This is a genomic window from Bacillus sp. RB3, assembly GCF_030164735.1.
GTDB classification, from domain to species: domain Bacteria; phylum Bacillota; class Bacilli; order Bacillales; family Bacillaceae_G; genus Bacillus_A; species Bacillus_A cereus.
The window spans coordinates 47,880-63,840 of sequence record NZ_JASNGE010000011.1 but is presented as its reverse complement, the minus strand read 5'-3'; the positions used below and the strand labels follow the sequence as shown (position 1 = coordinate 63,840).

The following is a 15,961-nucleotide window of genomic DNA, read 5'->3' as shown; positions in this document are numbered from 1 at the left end:
TTAAATTAGTTCTTCTTTGACATTTTTTCTTTTAAGAAATTATCTACAAAACCATCAGCTTTTGCAACAAATAAGTATGCACCCATTGCTAATAATGCAAGTTCTAATTCGAAACCAGGATTTTTTCCATCTCCCAATAAACCAGCTGACCATTTCACTTTTACGATTGCTCCAACCATAACAAGTGCAAATAATAATCCAATATATCTTACACCTAAACCTAGAATTAATAATAGGCCTCCAACTAATTCAAATGTTGCTACACCGTATGCAAGTCCTCCTGGTAAACCAATGCTTGTAAACCACCCTGCAATATTGTCAATTCCTGATTGGAATTTTGTTAAACCGTGCATGAAGAATGTTACCCCTAACACGATACGAATAATTAAGTTACCAATATGTTGATTCATTTCTTTCTCTCCTTTATAGTTTTCTTATACAAAACTTTTATTCACATTACAAAACATACACTAATTTTTTTTATTCGTCAATTCATTTTCACTGGGAAAAAATATATTTTTTTTGCTATGATACAAATAGTTGTTTACAAAAAGGAGCTTGATTTTATGAATATTGGTTCTGCAATACGTGAAATTCGTCAACGTAGGGGCATAACAATCGCACAAATTTGTGAGGGAACAGGTCTTTCTAAAGGATTTATGAGTCAGGTTGAAAATAATAAAACATCACCATCTATCTCAACTTTAGAAACGATCTCCAATTTTTTAAACGTTCCCCTTCCCTATTTATTGTTAGAGCAAAAAGATCGATTAAAAATTGTCAAAAAAGAAGAACGGAAATACAGTGTATACGGCAAAGATGAGCAAAGAATTGAACATGTTGCGGAGCAAGGGGGCCTTCGCCTATCTTTAGTAGAAATCCCTACTGGATTCCCGAAAGAAAACTCACCAAATGCCCATGAAGGGGAAGAATGTCACCTTGTATTACGCGGAAAACTAGAAGTTCAGCACGGTGAAGATATTGCAATTGTAGAAGAAGGTGATTCTTTCTCATGGAATGCATGCGTTCCTCATATTGTTCGTAATATAGGAGAAGAAACTGCATTACTACTCATCTCTAGTTATGCGGAAAATCGAAAACGTGTTTACTAAATAATAAAAAAGAAGCCTGCTAAACAGGCTTCTTTTTTATCCCCTTATAATTCCATAACTTGTCCCCACTAGTACAGTCTTTTCGTGTTGATTGCGATAAACTGACTCGATTGAAACTTTTTTATAGCCTTCCATTTGCTCAACATTTGTTAAAGTTAATTCACAAGTGATTGTATCTCCTGTGAAAACTGGTCTAATAAACTCACTTACTAATTCTCTTGCTATGTAATGTAATTCTTCGCCTACTTTCGTTCCAATGCTAGCAGTCAATAAACCATGGACCATTAATCTTCCATTTTCATCATATTCCACATGGTGTCTACCTTTATCTCCGGTAATATTTGCAAATTCAAACACCTCTTCCTCAGTAAATCTTCTTTCATATTTAAATACATCCCCAACTTTTATACTCATTTTTATCCCCCTAATAATAAACAGAATTTTCTTTTATTTTATCATAAAATGTGCCTCAATCCATTCTCTATTATCAAATCCTCAAAATTACCTCGCTAAACTTTTACTTTTCATTCATTTATCGGTGACCATCTCTTTTCGCGACTTGATATCCATAATACGCACATGTTCCATTTCTCGATAGCTCTCTAACTTCAAATCCACAGCTTCTATAAAAATCAAAATTGTTCGCAGAAGTATGTGCAAACCAGTCACCATGTGGTAGCTTTTGCAAACAAAGAGCGACAAGTTTCTTACCTAATCCCTTCCCTCTATATTCACATTTCACAACTAAATTTACTATGTTCGCGACCATGATTCCATCAGAAATGACTCTAACCATGGCAATCATCTCTTCTTCATCCCAAATTGTGAATGCCCATGTTGAATTTTCAAATGCTATCGTGAATTTTTCAATTTGCCAAGAAGGGATATTATCATTGCTCCAACCGGCATCTTCGAATAAAGTCTTAATTGCATATGCAGGTACACCATTCGTCCCCTCACGAATAATAAGTCCATTATGATAAATGTACATGTAATCCCCCCTTTATTTTTATATACCATTCTTCAAAAAATGCAATTAACCTTTTTTCATCCAACGCGCCTAATGGAATAAACGAGAACATCCATCCCATGAAATGAAGTTGTTTTCTCATAACTAAGCCCCGTTTTTCTAGCAACAAAGATTGAGGCGGGGTGGTCCGGATTAATAAGAGAAATCAATTTATTCATTCGTAACGCTTGGAAGCCATAGTCTCGAAATGCTGCCGCTGCTTCTCTCGCATAGCCTTTTCCCCAATACTGAGGTAATAACCAATAACCAATTTCAATTTCCTCTTTTCCATCTATCTGCTGCTTTACTAATCCTGCATGACCAATCCGTATCCCCGTTTCCTTTTCAATTAATACAAATAAACCGAGGCCGTTTTTATAGCTAGGAATTACCCACTCTTCCAAACTTTTTTTACATTGCATATATGTTTTTAAATTCCCATTTCCAATATAGCGCATTACTTTTTCGTTTCCCCATAGTGAAGCGTAGAACTGTAAATCATCCATTGTATATTTACGAATTTGTAAACGGTCTGTATGAAACATTCCTTCACTCCTTTCTACTAATTTCTTCTTAATTTCACAATCATATTTTGTATGCACAATAAGTGTTACCATTTATTATAAATGAATCAACCACATAACACAGAATATTCAATCTTATAGAAACAAAAAAAGCAGTGGACAAATATTGTCCACTGCATCCATATCATAACTAGCATAAAGAAAACTACAATTGAGGGGGGTGTAGGATTTTCAAATATACTAGATACTTATCCCGTTCTAACGGGCGGTAAACTTTCCAATTGTTTCAAGTGAAAAGTTTACCGCACATAAGAACTTCCTTCGTTCATTAAGATAGTATTGCTAAATAATCATATACACGCTTAGATTTCTCTCCACCCATTCGTGCATGTTGAAGAAGAGAAATACCATGAGGACCAGATGCGCGCAATGCTTCTGGTTGAGCTACTAAAATAGCTTGTACAACTTCTAATTCACCAAGCATAGCTGCTGCAAAAATATCCATCCGAGCACCCTTTTCTAGTAAATAAAGAGCAATATCTTTACGACCTACATGTGCCGATGCGCCTAACGCACTTTCCCAATCTGATCCACCCCAATTATAAGAGGCGTGAAGTAAGCTTGGTGATTCAACCAATAGCTCTTGTACTTTCTCTAAATCCCCGTGAGCTGCCATAACAAATTCTCTTACTAATTCAATGGTAATACGCTCTTCTGTTTGCATCGCTCTTCTCCCCTTTTAGAAATTCGTTTCGGTGTAAAAAAAGGCTTGTCACTTCCCTGAAAAATATCTACATCTATGCCAAATACATGTTGAAACATTTCATGGCATAGTACTTCTTCTGGTATACCATCATACTGAATTTTTCCTCGCTTTAATACAAGTAAACGATCGCTATATTGAGCAGCTTGGTTAATGTCATGTAAAACCATTATAATTGTCATCCCAAACTCCTCATTTAATCGTTTCACAAGTTCCATTACTTCCAACTGGTGAACGATATCTAAAAAGGTTGTTGGTTCATCCAATAATAAGACATTTGTACGTTGCGCTAGCGTCATCGCAATCCAAGCACGTTGCCGTTCCCCTCCTGATAAAGAATGTAAAAGACGATATTCATACCCTTCAAGATTTGTAACAGACAATGCCCAATCAACAATTTCTTCATCTTCTTTATTTAAGTGGCTACTCCATGATTTATGTGGACCTCTTCCGAACTCAATTAGTTCTTTCACTGTTAAATCTAATTGATGATCATGCATTTGTGGTAACATTGCTAATTGCTTCGCTACATCAGCACTCTTCATCATATGAATATTTTTCCCATCTAAAATGATGTCCCCTTCGCTTTGTTTCAGTAGCCTTGCTATTAAACGAAGCAAAGTAGATTTTCCCGATCCATTCGGACCAATTAAACTAACGATTTCTCCAGCCTTAATATGTACATTCATATTTTGCATTTGAAATCTTTCAGAGTGTGCGTAAAACACTTTGTTAACGGAAATCACTTTGTTTTCCTCCTCTATGAATTAAATATAAGAAGAACGGACCACCTAAGAAGGACAGTAAAATACCAACAGGCAATTCGATTGGGTCAAACCAACTTCGAGCTATTGCATCCGCAAAAACAAGTAATACCCCGCCGCCAAGGCATGATAAAGGTAGCAAATATCTATAATCATTTCCAACTAATAAACGTAGCATATGTGGTACGACAAGACCGACAAATCCAATAAGACCAGACACACTTACTGCAATTCCAGCTAATAATGTACTTACTACGATTAAATAAAACCGACTTTTTTCCACGTTATGTCCTAATAACTTTGCCATTTCATCTCCAAGCATTAACACTCGAATATGCTTAATACCAAAGAAAGCTAATATAATGGCGAATATTGCATAATAAATAATCATATTTAAATGTGCCCAACTTACACCACCAATACCACCCGCTAGCCACGGTAACACCGATTGTACTTTGTCACTATGTAATAACATTAATGCTGACGTTGCTGCACCAATTAATGCATTGATCGACACCCCTACTAAGACGATTTTTGAAGGTGGTGCCCCTTTTTGCCATGATAAAGCATAAATAACCATCGCTGTTATGAAAGATCCTAAAAACGCCCCTAGTGGTAAAAAAGCTAGATGCTGTGGGAATAAAATCATGATGACAATTGCTACAAGGCCTGCCCCAGATGAAACTCCGATAATACCAGGATCTGCAAGAGGGTTTCTCATTACTCCTTGTAGCAGTGTACCAGATGCAGCTAAACATGTTCCTACTATAAACCCAATGAGCACTCTCGGTATGCGAAGATCCCATACAATTCGATGAACTGTCGAACCTTCATCTTGTATACCCGTTAGAATATCTCGTACAGAAAAGGATAAACTTCCTGCGAAAAGACCGTAAAAGAGACCTAGGATTGTTAATACAACTAAAGTAACTGCTATTATCCATCTTTTTTTCGCAAAAGGATGTTCCTTTTCTCTTACTACTTCACTACTTTCCATAGTATCATTTCCTTACATCTTGTATACTTTTATACATAAAGTCCATTGCTTCTGTAACTTTTGTACCAGGATTAGATCCAAATAAATCAGGTGGCAAAATAACTACGCGGTTTTGTTTTACTGCCTCTAAATTTTTCCACGCTTCATTTTTCATCATTTCGCCTTCGAATGCTTTTTTCACACTTTTTGGATCTCCGTGTGTAATTAAATAAATCACATCTGGATTCGCCTCAATAATACGTTCTACACTTAGCTGTGCATATTGCGGATATTCTTTCGTTTCTGGAAAATCAGAAGCAATATTTTTTCCGCCTGTTTTTTCTAAAATATCACCTGATAAAGATGTTGGTAATGCCGCTAAATAAGTTCCTGGTGCGCCATACACTAGCAATGCTTTCGCATCGCTCTTTTTCTCATATTTCTTCATTTGATCATTCATTTTTTGATTAATTTCTTTTGCTTTATCTTCTTTCTTCATTACCGTTCCATATAATTCAATATTTTTTTGAATATCTTGTACAGAATTCGCAGAAGAAATGATAACTTGCGTTCCTTGTCCTTCAACCGTTGGCACATTCTTTTGGAATCCATTGTTAGCAACAAGTACATCGGGCTTTAAACTAGCAATTTGCTCAAAATTCGGTTGATGTGCATTCCCAATTACTTGTGCTTTCTTTAGCTCATCTGGAAGAGTTAATTTCGTATCCGGGCGACCTACTATTTTTCCACCTAAAGCATGAATAATATCCATGTCCCCCATACTTAATGTTGCAAAACTTTCTGGCACTTTATCGAATGTTACCTTTCTTCCTGATAGGTCGGTAATTTCGATTTTCTCTTTTCCTTTTTCTGTTTTGGTTGCAGACGCTTTTTCGTCCCCTTTGGCACTGCAACCTATTAACAAGAAAAAAATAGATAAAATCGCTGTAAATAGCGTAATAGATTTTTTCATTCCTTCACCTCTAATTGATAATGATAATCATTAACTACTATTCTACTTTAATTGACAAGGATTATCATTGTCAACACGAAACGCATATATTTTCCTACAAAAAAACAAAAAGCGCGACAAAAAGATTTTTTCTTTTCGCTGCGCTCTAGTTAACAATATTATTCACATTCATTTTCCTCTAGCTGGTCACGCATCACTTTCACACGCTGAAAGAAAAAGAACGATAAGCTTAAAAATATAACGATGCTCCCCATCATAACAAAAAATTGGATTGTCTCTTTTGCTCCACTCGGAATCAATAAGCCAACCATTAACAATGTACTTACAGCGAGAAGCATTTGTCCAAACCGAGTATAATCTTCTATTTTTCCTTTTAATTCTTTCATTATATTCTCACTCCTCCATTTCACTGTATCATATTCTATGAAACTGAAAGACCAGTAAATACAGCCATTCTGGGAGATGTTTTCCAATAAAAAAAGAGCCGCTTTTACTGCGGCTCTTTTTTTATCATTATTCACCTTTATATGCTTCCATATAAATTTCTTTCAGCTCTGAAATAAGCGGTAACTTTGGATTAGCAGTTGTACATTGATCTTCAAAAGCTCTTTCTGCTAATACTCCAACAACCTCTTCAAATTGCTCTTTATCGACTCCTTGTCCCGCAATACTCATATTAATATTTAAGCTTTTTCCAAGCTCAATAATTGCTTGGACGAGTGATTCCACCCCTTCTGCTGCCGAACTTGCTGGAAGCCCGAGCATTCTCGCTATATGTGCATATCTTTCATCTGCCACAAAGTGCTCATATTTTGGGAACAATGCGTGTTTTCTTGGCTTAATAGCATTATAGCGGACTACGTGCGGCATTAGAATGGCATTTGCGCGTCCGTGCGGAATATGGAATTCTGGTCCAATCTTATGTGCTAAGCTGTGATTAATACCGAGGAAAGCATTTGCAAATGCCATCCCTGCAATTGCAGAAGCGTTATGCATTTTTTCTCTTGCTTCTTCATCATTTCCATCTTTATATGCTCTCGGTAAATATTTGAATACGAGATCAATAGCTTTTAATGCTAATCCATCTGTATAGTCATTTGCCATAACAGACACATACGCCTCAATTGCATGTGTTAAAACATCCATACCAGTATCTGCTGTTACATGTGGTGGTACTGTCATTACAAATTGTGGATCAACAATTGCTACATCTGGTGTTAATTCATAATCTGCGAGCGGATACTTTATATTATTTTTCTTATCTGTAATAACCGCAAATGGTGTCACTTCTGATCCCGTTCCTGATGTCGTTGGAATCGCAACAAACTGCGCCTTATTTCCTAATTCCGGATATTTACATGTACGTTTTCTTATATCTAAAAATTTCTGTTTAATACCATAGAATGTCGTTTCTGGATGCTCATAGAATAACCACATTCCTTTTGCTGCATCCATAGCTGAACCACCACCAAGTGCGATAATTACATCTGGCTTAAAACTTTTCATCATTTCCGCACCTTTGAAAACAGTTTCATCTGATGGATCTGGTTCGACCTCAAAGAAAACTTCAACTTTCACATCATTTGCATGCTTGTTTAAATAGTGCGCGACTGTATCGACATAGCCATGTTCAACCATTCCGGGGTCCGTTACAATAAAAGCACGTGAAATGTTAGGCATATTTGCTAAATAAGCTGTAGCATGTTTTTCAAAATAAATTTTTGGTGGCAGTTTGAACCACTGCATATTCTTTTTTCTATTTGCCAGCCTTTTTATATTTAATAAATGAGTCGCTGTTACATTTTGGGAAACTGAATTCTTTCCGTATGAACCACAACCAAGTGTAAGTGATGGAATAAATCCATTATATATATCCCCTATTCCACCTTGTGATGAAGGTGCATTTACAATGAGACGGCAAGCTTTCATACGTAACCCAAATTGCTTTTGCACATCTTTATTTGTAGAATGGATAACTGCTGAATGTCCTAAACCACCGAGGTTCAACATTTCTTCGCAATATGTAAATCCTTCTTCTAATGAATTTGCCTTCACACAAGCTAATACTGGACTCAGTTTCTCACGGGATAACGGATATGCTGCTCCGATACCTTGAATTTCAGCTACAAGCATTTTTGTATGTCCAGGAACAGTGATCCCAACTAAATCGGCAATATACTGTGCTGATTTCCCTACAATATCACTATTTACTGCACATGTATTTTCATTTATAACGAGCTTTTCTAATTTTTTTCTTTCTTCTTCTGTTACAAAGTAACAACTGTTTTCAATCATTTCTGTTTTAACATCATCATAAATTTCTTTATCGACAATGATTGCTTGTTCCGATGCACAAATCATACCGTTATCAAATGTTTTTGATAAAATCAAATCATTAACAGCTCGTTTTACATGTGCTGATTTTTCTATATAACACGGTACATTACCAGGACCAACGCCTAACGCTGGTTTTCCAGTAGAGTAAGCTGATTTCACCATACCAGCGCCTCCAGTTGCTAGAACGAGTGCTACACCATCATGGTTCATCAATTGTTTCGTCGCTTCAACAGACGGTCTTTCAATCCATTGAATACAGTGTTTTGGTGCACCAGCTTTCATCGCTGCATCATATACGGTTTTCGCTGCTGCCACAGAACATTTTTGTGCGGAAGGATGAAATGCGAAAATAATTGGATTTCTTGTTTTTATCGCAATTAACGCTTTAAACATTGTTGTCGACGTTGGATTCGTTACTGGTGTTACTCCAGCTACTACACCGACAGGTTCCGCGATTTCTATTATTTCTTCATGAGGATCTTCGTGAATAATCCCTACCGTTTTATCTTGCTTTATACTATGCCAAATATATTCAGTGGCAAAAATATTTTTAATGCATTTGTCTTCATATACACCACGGCCAGTTTCTTCAACTGCCAATTTCGCTAGCGGCATATGTTGATCAACACCTGCTAATGCCATTTCATGAACAATGTTGTCAATTTCCTCTTGTGTAAAACTTTCTAATGCTTGTAAAGCTTGTTGACCATTATTTACTAGCGTATCAATCATCTTTTTTACTTCCTGCATTTCATTTACAACTTTCTCTTTGACTACCATGTGAATTTCCTCCTATTCTACTATTACGGTCCTTATATGTCCCTGTAGGTCAAAATAAGTCCCAATTAACACAAAAAAATAGAGATGCTTTCCTACATGAATTTCATTGTTTGTGAAAAGTTTCACAAGTTTGTTCGTGAGTAACGTTTCCTGAATTCAATATACATGAAATCATTTCGTTTGTGTATGTCTATTTTGTGAAATGTTTCACAAAAAGACGTAATAAAAAAACGCACTGCTAATATAGAGCAGTGCATTTTTTATTATGCTAGCGCTTGTGCTAAATCTTCAATTAAATCTTCACCATCTTCAATACCGACAGAAATACGAATTAATGTATCTGTAATTCCTAATTCTTTGCGGCGATCAGCCGGGATTGATGCATGTGTCATTTGAGATGGAATAGAAATTAAACTTTCTACCGCTCCTAAGCTTTCAGCAAGTGTAAAGTATTGTAGTTTCTCAAGTACTTTATTTAATGTTTCTTCACTATCTACATCAAATGAGATAATAGCACCAAACCCGTTTGCTTGTTCTGTTGCTAATTCGTGATTTTGATGTGATTCAAGACCTGGGTAATATACTTTATTTACTTTTGGATGATTATTTAAGAACTCAGCAATAGCACGTGAATTCGTTTCATGTTCTTCCATACGAATTCCTAATGTTTTTAAACCGCGAAGTAGTAAGAAGCTATCTTGTGGCCCAAGAATACCTCCTGTTGAGTTTTGTACAAAGTGAAGATCTTCTGCTAGTTGTGGGCTATTTACAACTACTAAACCTGCAACTACATCACTATGACCTCCTAAATATTTCGTTGCACTATGAAGCACAATATCTGCTCCTAAAGAAATCGGCGACTGCCAATATGGCGTCATGAATGTGTTATCAATAATTGTTAATAGGTCTTTCTCTTTAGCAAGAGTAGATATTTTCTTAATATCAGTAATTTTTAGTAGTGGGTTCGTTGGTGTTTCCACATAAATTGCTTTCGTATTTGGACGAATCGCTTCTTCAACTTCCTCTAAGTTTGTTGTATCTACAAATGTATGCTCAATACCGAAACGGTTTAATACTTTCGTAATAACGCGGTATGTTCCGCCATAAACATCATCTGTTAAAATAACGTGGTCACCTTTTGAGAACAACATAATTGTCGCTGTAATAGCAGCCATTCCTGAACCAAATGCAAATCCAGCATGCCCATTTTCTAATACAGCAATCATTTCTTCTAAAGCTGCACGTGTTGGGTTACCTGTACGTGAATATTCATATCCTTGATGCTTACCAACTGCTTCTTGTTTGTACGTACTTGTTTGATAAATCGGTACGTTTACAGATCCAGTTGAAGGTTCTCCTATGCGAATACCATGAATTAACTTTGTCTTTGCTCTCATTTTTTATTCCCATCCTTTGTATATGTCTTTACTTAAATAGCGCTCACTGCTATCAGGAAAAATCGTTACAATATTTGTACCTGGTGCTGCCTTCTCGGCCTCAAGTAAGCTCGCATGAAATGCTGCTCCTGAAGAGCTCCCAACGAGAAGTCCTTCTTTTTTCGCTAATTCTTTCACTCGTAAAAATGCATTTCGATCAGAAATCGTATGAATTTCATCAAAATAAGATGTCTTCAAAAATGGCGGGATAAATTCCAGTCCAATTCCTTCGGTCTCATGTGAACCAGCCTTACCACCATTTAAAATAGATCCTTCTGGCTCTACGATAACTGTTTTAATATCTATATTTTTTTCTTTCAAATAAGATGCAGTCCCCATAAACGTACCGCCAGTTCCTGCTCCAGCAACAAATATGTTAATCTCTCCATTCAATGCGTCCCACAGTTCAGGTCCTAGTGTTTTAAAATATGCACGAGGATTTGCCTCATTTGCGAACTGACTTGGAGAGTATGAATTCGGTAGTTCATTTACTAACTCTTTTGCTTTAGCAATTGCACCGGTCATTCCTTGCTCAGTCGGTGTATGCACGACCGTTGCACCTAGTGCTTTCATTAATTCTTGTTTTTCAATACTAAATTTCTCTGGTACACAAACAATAACACGTAAATCATGTTCTAATGCTGCAAGTGCCAGTCCAATACCAGTATTCCCAGCAGTCGGTTCAATAATTGTTCCACCCTGGGTCACAAGCCCTTTTTCTAGCGCATCTTCGATTAATTCTCTTCCTAAACGATCCTTAACGCTTCCGCCTGGGTTATAAAATTCAAGCTTTGCAAATAAACGGACTCCTTTCGGAAGTGAAAAACGAGTAATTTCTACAATTGGTGTATGACCAATTAACTCATGAACTCCACGATATACATTCATCGTGTTCTCCCCCTTGTTTGCCAATAAAGAAAAGGCAACTGTATGTATTTTCTTTATATGAGACAGTTGCCTTTTTGTTACATTACTTTAACTCTTCTAACACTTTTACGATAAAGTTTGTAGAATGAAGAGCTGCTTGATCTAAAAACTGATCAAATGAAACATTTGATTCTTTACCAGCAATATCAGAAAGTGCGCGAATGATAACAAACGGAATTTCATATTGGTGGCATACTTGTGCAACAGCTGCTGCTTCCATTTCTACCGCATAAAGATTTTCAAATTTATCACGGATGGCTGCAACGCGGTTCGGATCACTCATAAATGAATCACCTGTTGCAATCATGCCTTTTACAACTTGAATATTTTCTTCAGCCTGCATACATTTCTCAGCTAATGCAACTAACGCCTCATCAGCTTTAAATCCAGGCGGCATTCCTGGTACTTGACCATATTCATAGTTAAATGCTGTTACATCTACGTCATGGTGACGAACTTCAGTGGAAATAACTACATCACCAACGTTTAGAGAATGATGGAATCCACCAGCTGAACCAGTATTAATTACTTTTTCAGGCTTATATTTTTCTAATAAAATTGTCGTTGACATCGCTGCGTTTACTTTACCAATACCAGACTTTAACAAGATTACTTCATGCCCTGCTAATAGCCCTTTCGTAAATTCACAACCTGCAACCGTTTCTGTCTCTGCTTGTTCTAATTTGTCACGTAAAATACGTACTTCTTCTTCCATTGCTCCAATTACAGCAATTCTCAATCTAATCCCTCTTTCTATTGCTTAGTTGCCTCCATTACCCAAACGAAATGATTTAATCTCGTGAACGTTACATGGAAGCCATTGTTTTCAAAAATAGTCTGCATAACTGGAATACGTGTATAGTATTCCGTTTGCAAATCGTTTGCTAACTGGTGGAAACCTCTTTGTTTTGCTGTTTCAACAGTTTTATCATATGCATCTTGATCTGCAAATATCGTATCAGCAAACACTATTTTACCACCTTTGTTTAGCAATTGACTATACTTCGCAATCGCTACATTTTTTTCATCATCTGTTAAATGATGAAATGCATAGGTGCTTACAATGGTATCAATTGAATTTGGAACTTCAAACGAAAGAAAATCACCGTCTGTAATTGAAAATTCTTTTGGCAATTTCTCTTTTGCAATCATGCGCATTTCACGCGACGGTTCTATACCGTAAACTGTGCGGCCAGCAAGTAATAATTTATTTGTTAAATTACCTGTACCGACACCAAATTCTAATACATTACCAAATGACTTGTGAACTACATCCTCTAGAATGTCCTCATAATGGGCGAAAACTTCTTTATATTGTATATCTTCGCCTTGTACAAATGAGTCGTACGTATGAGCCCACTCATCAAATAAACCATTAAATTCTGTACCCATAAAAATTCCCCTTTTTCTTATCGGTTTTATCAGTATGATATTCCCTCTTTCTAAAAATGTCAATTGAAATGTACATGGTATTTCCTTCTTTTCTTTGTTACACTATAGTTGATTACATAGGAGAGGGGCCGTCTTCATGTCATTTACCTTTGAAATGTTAGAAGATAAAGTAGAGTTTTTTGAAGCGGGAGACTTAGCTTCTTTAGAACGAACAATTAGTGAACAAATTGATAATAATAAAGCACTTATGCTTGAAGTTCATCACATCTCACATCAAATGGTTATGGATCCTGAAAGCAAAAGACCGTATTATAGCGCGGTTGTTCATTTTAAATTAAAGAAATTGCGTTAACAAAAAAGAGAAGCTCCTAAGGAGCCTCTCTTTTTTAGTTTAGAGTTTGAACAAGTACTGGTTTCCAGCCCTCATTGTCTACCCAATCAATATTTACATAATATCTTTTCCCACTTTGCTTATCTTGAACATCACCATAAGCTTTGCTCTTTCCAGTTTTGTCTCTTCCAACAAAATGGAATACTAATTGCTCTTTCGGTACTTCAACACCTGCAGCAATTGCACTTTGCATCTCATTCCAATCTGATGAACCCTGTTTAAACGTCATCGCTGGTGATGAACCTTGTTCTGTTCCTACAGCTTTCCAAGAAGGTTTTGTATACGCCTCTTTTGCCTTAGATACAGTTTTCTCAGCTGATACTTTCTCGTTAGCTTTCGCTTCTTCTTCAGCTTTTTTCTGTTCTTCTTCAGCCTTTAGCTTCTCTTCTTCAGCTTTTTTCTTAGCTTCTGCTTGCTCTTGTTCTTTTTCTTTTTTCTTAGCAGATTCTTTATCTTCTGATTTTCCAGCTTTCTCATTCTTTGTTGTTTGTTGAGAGACTTTCTTATCAGTAGAAGATGCTTGCTCTTTCGTACTAGGAACGAACAATTGATATGCTACAATAGCTACTAATAGTAATACAATAGCGATTGCAATATTTAAAACACCGTTTTGACGACGTTTTTGTTGTTTCTGTTGGAATCTTGATCCTCCTGCCATTCTCCAAACCTCCATGCAGTTTTTCCTAATTGCTATTGTAACATTAAATCTAGAAAGGTTGAACATTTACAATGATATTTTCATGAAATGAAGACATTTCACTATAAATTGCAAGATTACTTTTCATTCTCCAATTGATAGATTGCTCCTACCATATCTTTAAAAATAGGTGTAACTTTATTCACTTTGCTATCAGTCTCTAGATCAACAACAACTAAAGCATATCTTGGATTCTCATACGGAAAATAACCTGCAAACCAGCGATTCACCCTCGTCCCTTTCCCTGTTTGCGCTGTCCCGGATTTTCCAGCGACACTTAGTGGCAACGAACGGAATGCCGTTCCTGTTCCTTTCTCCCTTGTTACAACGCCTCTTAATAACTTTTGTAATGTTTTCACTGTTTCATACGAAAGCTGTTTTCCATTTAACGTATGGCTCTCAAATGTAAAAAAATCCGCTCCATTTTTATATACTATTTTTTCAACTGCTTTCACTTCCATCTTTTCTCCATTCCTCGCAATCGTCGCCATCATATTTGCAATTGCTAGAGGTGATATACGTACATCTTTCTGTCCAATTGCTGTTTGTTCTACCGCTTTTTTACTATTTTTATTTTCTTCATTCCCCCAAATAGTAGTACCCTTTTCTTCTGGCATTTGCTCAAAATGAGGTGTATGAAATACAGAACCTTTCCATCCAACCTTTTCATTTGCTCCTAAAGCTGCTACGTATGTTTCTAGCACCGTCTTATCCTTTTGTAATAGCTCGTTACCTAACTCGGAAAATGTCCTGTTACAGCTCCTAGCAAAGCTCTCTTTAAAGTTAAGTGTACCCATCCTAACTTGCGGGTCGTTTTCACCATATAAATCTTTATTACAGTTAAATGTCCGATTAAACAAATTTACTTTTTGATCAATGACTGCAGCTGCAACTACTGTTTTAAAAACAGAGCCTGGAAAATGTGGCGTTAACATTTGATTTTCAAGTGTAGTTTTATATAAATTCTCATCCCTTACTTGTAAAGACGGCTTACTAGCCATCGCTAATATTTCATTTGTCTTTACATCAAGTAATACTAGTCCCCCCTTCTTTATTTCGTTCGCTTCAATTACTTCTTCTGCTTTTTGCTGCAACTCTTTATGTAAAGTAGTTTGAATCCTAACTGGATAAAATGGATTTCCTGGTGAAGTGTATTTCGCTTGCTTTCCGAAAATTGGTTCTCCTTGCCGATCTACTTGATATAATACTTTTGCCTCTCCATCAGTCAATAGAAATTCATCAAATGATTGCTGTAATCCTGAAATACCTATCGGCGTTTGTTTTGAGATTCTTTTCAATTCTCCATATCGCTTTTGAAACTCCCTTTCGTTCTCCCCTACATCACCAATTAAATGATTTATCTCTCCAGTTTGTTTTAATCGCACTTCAGCTGCTACAATACCTAATACATGTAATTCATTTACCTTCTCCATCTGCTCTCGTGTCACTCGCAATGGAGCAGTTTCTCCTTGTAGTGTAAATGCATTTTTATTATTTTTCATTTGTCTTCTAATCTCTTGTCCCGACACACCAATGATATGCGCGATTTTCTCTAACATGTCATTTTTTATTTGTAAAAATGGAAAAATAATTAAAACAGGATATTTTTCCTCACCTATTTTTTTACCATTACGATCTATAAACTGCCCACGTCCATCGTCTACTGTAATGGATTGTGTGCGTTGCGTAACACTTTTTTCAATTAAATTTATTTTGCGATCAGTAAATGATTCTGTATCTATAATTTGAATTTGGATTAAACGACAAAGCAATACAAACATAACGCTCATAAAACAAATTAAAACAATTGTAATTCTCCGTTTTATTTTCATAAAAAACACCTCGTCTATTGTAGTTTAGACGAGGTACTATTTTATTTA

The 15,961-nt window shown here is 36.2% G+C and carries 18 protein-coding genes; 2 read left to right on the top strand and 16 right to left on the bottom strand.

The genetic code is table 11. From position 1 onward, the window contains the following. Window positions 1–5 precede the first annotated feature (5 nt). Complete coding sequence (locus QO049_RS15835) at window positions 6–410, bottom strand: DoxX family protein (RefSeq protein WP_001071553.1); 405 nt, start codon at window positions 408–410, stop codon at window positions 6–8. Between the two features lie 156 nt (window positions 411–566). On the opposite strand from QO049_RS15835, the gene QO049_RS15830 reads away from it, so the two are divergent. Then, on the top strand, window positions 567–1,112 hold the full coding sequence (locus QO049_RS15830) for a helix-turn-helix domain-containing protein (RefSeq protein ID WP_001020693.1): 546 nt from the start codon (window positions 567–569) through the stop codon (window positions 1,110–1,112). Between the two features lie 36 nt (window positions 1,113–1,148). On the opposite strand, the gene QO049_RS15825 is transcribed toward QO049_RS15830, so the two are convergent. From QO049_RS15825 to QO049_RS15765, 13 genes are all read right to left on the bottom strand, one after another. After that, on the bottom strand, window positions 1,149–1,526 hold the full coding sequence (locus QO049_RS15825; protein WP_000025015.1) for a hotdog family protein: 378 nt from the start codon (window positions 1,524–1,526) through the stop codon (window positions 1,149–1,151). 118 nt (window positions 1,527–1,644) lie between these two features. Next, entirely contained in the window at window positions 1,645–2,103 is a 459-nt protein-coding gene (locus tag QO049_RS15820) for a GNAT family N-acetyltransferase (RefSeq protein WP_000276114.1), read from the bottom strand. Window positions 2,104–2,159: 56 nt separating this feature from the next. Then, window positions 2,160–2,738, bottom strand: coding sequence for a GNAT family N-acetyltransferase (locus tag QO049_RS15815; RefSeq protein ID WP_000258037.1), 579 nt, complete (start codon window positions 2,736–2,738; stop codon window positions 2,160–2,162). Window positions 2,739–2,973: 235 nt separating this feature from the next. Further along, complete coding sequence (locus tag QO049_RS15810; protein WP_001192763.1) at window positions 2,974–3,369, bottom strand: ankyrin repeat domain-containing protein; 396 nt, start codon at window positions 3,367–3,369, stop codon at window positions 2,974–2,976. Next, window positions 3,336–4,154, bottom strand: coding sequence for an ABC transporter ATP-binding protein (locus QO049_RS15805; RefSeq protein ID WP_000626525.1), 819 nt, complete (start codon window positions 4,152–4,154; stop codon window positions 3,336–3,338). Before QO049_RS15805 ends, QO049_RS15810 begins: the two co-directional genes overlap by 34 nt. Beyond that, window positions 4,141–5,169, bottom strand: a complete 1,029-nt coding sequence (locus tag QO049_RS15800; RefSeq protein WP_000445963.1) for a FecCD family ABC transporter permease — start codon at window positions 5,167–5,169, stop codon at window positions 4,141–4,143. Before QO049_RS15800 ends, QO049_RS15805 begins: the two co-directional genes overlap by 14 nt. A 4-nt stretch (window positions 5,170–5,173) precedes the next feature. Beyond that, window positions 5,174–6,121, bottom strand: coding sequence for an ABC transporter substrate-binding protein (locus QO049_RS15795; protein WP_000748453.1), 948 nt, complete (start codon window positions 6,119–6,121; stop codon window positions 5,174–5,176). Window positions 6,122–6,279: 158 nt separating this feature from the next. Beyond that, window positions 6,280–6,507 carry a YrhC family protein gene (locus tag QO049_RS15790; RefSeq protein ID WP_000661265.1) on the bottom strand — a complete coding sequence of 76 codons (228 nt, stop codon included), beginning with the start codon at window positions 6,505–6,507 and terminating at the stop codon, window positions 6,280–6,282. A gap of 127 nt (window positions 6,508–6,634) precedes the next feature. Further along, the gene (gene adhE, locus QO049_RS15785) at window positions 6,635–9,238 is read right to left on the bottom strand and encodes a bifunctional acetaldehyde-CoA/alcohol dehydrogenase (protein ID WP_048567733.1); all 2,604 of its coding nucleotides are present in this window, start codon (window positions 9,236–9,238) and stop codon (window positions 6,635–6,637) included. Window positions 9,239–9,501: 263 nt separating this feature from the next. Beyond that, entirely contained in the window at window positions 9,502–10,635 is a 1,134-nt protein-coding gene (locus QO049_RS15780; RefSeq protein WP_001201908.1) for a bifunctional cystathionine gamma-lyase/homocysteine desulfhydrase, read from the bottom strand. Between the two features lie 3 nt (window positions 10,636–10,638). Further along, entirely contained in the window at window positions 10,639–11,562 is a 924-nt protein-coding gene (locus QO049_RS15775) for an O-acetylserine dependent cystathionine beta-synthase (RefSeq protein WP_001103880.1), read from the bottom strand. A gap of 82 nt (window positions 11,563–11,644) precedes the next feature. After that, window positions 11,645–12,340, bottom strand: coding sequence for a 5'-methylthioadenosine/S-adenosylhomocysteine nucleosidase (mtnN, locus tag QO049_RS15770; protein WP_001217024.1), 696 nt, complete (start codon window positions 12,338–12,340; stop codon window positions 11,645–11,647). Window positions 12,341–12,354: 14 nt separating this feature from the next. Beyond that, window positions 12,355–12,993, bottom strand: a complete 639-nt coding sequence (locus QO049_RS15765; protein WP_000536310.1) for a class I SAM-dependent methyltransferase — start codon at window positions 12,991–12,993, stop codon at window positions 12,355–12,357. Between the two features lie 136 nt (window positions 12,994–13,129). Between QO049_RS15765 and QO049_RS15760 the strand changes: the two genes are divergently transcribed. Further along, a complete protein-coding gene (locus QO049_RS15760) occupies window positions 13,130–13,345 on the top strand; it encodes a YrzA family protein (RefSeq protein WP_134995778.1) in 216 nt (71 codons plus the stop codon). 34 nt (window positions 13,346–13,379) lie between these two features. Here QO049_RS15760 and QO049_RS15755 read toward each other — a convergent pair whose 3' ends face one another. Both QO049_RS15755 and QO049_RS15750 read right to left on the bottom strand, forming a co-directional pair. After that, entirely contained in the window at window positions 13,380–14,042 is a 663-nt protein-coding gene (locus tag QO049_RS15755; protein ID WP_000897099.1) for a YrrS family protein, read from the bottom strand. A 116-nt stretch (window positions 14,043–14,158) separates the two neighbouring features. Next, window positions 14,159–15,913, bottom strand: coding sequence for a peptidoglycan D,D-transpeptidase FtsI family protein (locus QO049_RS15750; protein ID WP_284489330.1), 1,755 nt, complete (start codon window positions 15,911–15,913; stop codon window positions 14,159–14,161). Window positions 15,914–15,961: the final 48 nt, after the last annotated feature.